Source organism: Fusobacterium mortiferum ATCC 9817, from assembly GCF_000158195.2.
Classification (GTDB): domain Bacteria; phylum Fusobacteriota; class Fusobacteriia; order Fusobacteriales; family Fusobacteriaceae; genus Fusobacterium_A; species Fusobacterium_A mortiferum.
The window spans coordinates 211202-213092 of the sequence record NZ_GL987993.1; the positions used below are offsets into that span (position 1 = coordinate 211202).

The 1891-nt window shown below is 48.8% G+C and carries 2 tRNA genes and 1 rRNA gene; all 3 read left to right on the forward strand.

Going from position 1 to position 1891, the window contains the following annotated elements:
- The first annotated feature begins 168 nt into the window (after positions 1 to 168).
- A 16S ribosomal RNA gene (locus FMAG_RS09320) occupies positions 169 to 1676 on the forward strand.
- A gap of 51 nt (positions 1677 to 1727) precedes the next feature.
- Positions 1728 to 1804 (forward strand) — tRNA-Ile (locus FMAG_RS09325).
- Positions 1805 to 1812: 8 nt separating this feature from the next.
- Positions 1813 to 1889, forward strand: a tRNA-Ala gene (locus FMAG_RS09330).
- Positions 1890 to 1891 lie beyond the last annotated feature (2 nt).

Consider the following 1891-nt stretch of genomic DNA (forward strand, 5'->3'; position numbering starts at 1 on the left):
AAAAAAGTATTGACGAAAAATATTATTTGTGGTAATATATACCTTGTCCGCGAGAGAGCGGAACTGATGAATAAGGACATTAGCAACAGAATAGAGAAAGACAATTAATGCAAACACAACAATAAATTGGTGTAAAACAATCAGTAAATTTTACTGAGTTATATAGATTGAACGAAGAGTTTGATCCTGGCTCAGGATGAACGCTGACAGAATGCTTAACACATGCAAGTCTACTTGATCCTTCGGGTGATGGTGGCGGACGGGTGAGTAACGCGTAAAGAACTTGCCCTGCAGTCTGGGACAACATTTGGAAACGAATGCTAATACCGGATATTATGTGAGTTTCGCATGAAATTCATATGAAAGCTATATGCGCTGCAGGAGAGCTTTGCGTCCTATTAGCTAGTTGGTGAGGTAACGGCTCACCAAGGCGATGATAGGTAGCCGGCCTGAGAGGGTGAACGGCCACAAGGGGACTGAGACACGGCCCTTACTCCTACGGGAGGCAGCAGTGGGGAATATTGGACAATGGACCAAAAGTCTGATCCAGCAATTCTGTGTGCACGATGAAGTTTTTCGGAATGTAAAGTGCTTTCAGTTGGGACGAAGTAAGTGACGGTACCAACAGAAGAAGCGACGGCTAAATACGTGCCAGCAGCCGCGGTAATACGTATGTCGCAAGCGTTATCCGGATTTATTGGGCGTAAAGCGCGTCTAGGCGGTTTGGTAAGTCTGATGTGAAAATGCGGGGCTCAACTCCGTATTGCGTTGGAAACTGTCAAACTAGAGTACTGGAGAGGTGGGCGGAACTACAAGTGTAGAGGTGAAATTCGTAGATATTTGTAGGAATGCCGATGGGGAAGCCAGCCCACTGGACAGATACTGACGCTAAAGCGCGAAAGCGTGGGTAGCAAACAGGATTAGATACCCTGGTAGTCCACGCCGTAAACGATGATTACTAGGTGTTGGGGGTCGAACCTCAGCGCCCAAGCTAACGCGATAAGTAATCCGCCTGGGGAGTACGTACGCAAGTATGAAACTCAAAGGAATTGACGGGGACCCGCACAAGCGGTGGAGCATGTGGTTTAATTCGACGCAACGCGAGGAACCTTACCAGCGTTTGACATCCTAAGAAATTAGCAGAGATGCTTTTGTGCCCCTTCGGGGGAACTTAGTGACAGGTGGTGCATGGCTGTCGTCAGCTCGTGTCGTGAGATGTTGGGTTAAGTCCCGCAACGAGCGCAACCCCTTTCGTATGTTGCCATCATTAAGTTGGGCACTCATGCGATACTGCCTGCGATGAGCAGGAGGAAGGTGGGGATGACGTCAAGTCATCATGCCCCTTATACGCTGGGCTACACACGTGCTACAATGGGTAGTACAGAGAGTCGCAAACCTGCGAGGGGGAGCTAATCTCAGAAAACTATTCTCAGTTCGGATTGTACTCTGCAACTCGAGTACATGAAGTTGGAATCGCTAGTAATCGCAAATCAGCTATGTTGCGGTGAATACGTTCTCGGGTCTTGTACACACCGCCCGTCACACCACGAGAGTTGGTTGCACCTGAAGTAGCAGGCCTAACCGCAAGGAGGGATGCTCCGAGGGTGTGATTAGCGATTGGGGTGAAGTCGTAACAAGGTATCCGTACGGGAACGTGCGGATGGATCACCTCCTTTCTAAGGAGCAATACTTTCTCTATTCTATTGATAATGTTCTTCATTATCTATGCGTTCGTAGCTCAGCTGGTTAGAGCACACGCCTGATAAGCGTGAGGTCGGTGGTTCGAGTCCACTCGAACGCACCATAAGATATGGGGATATAGCTCAGTTTGGGAGAGCGACGCACTTGCACTGCGTAGGTCAGCGGTTCGATCCCGCTTATCTCCACCAAA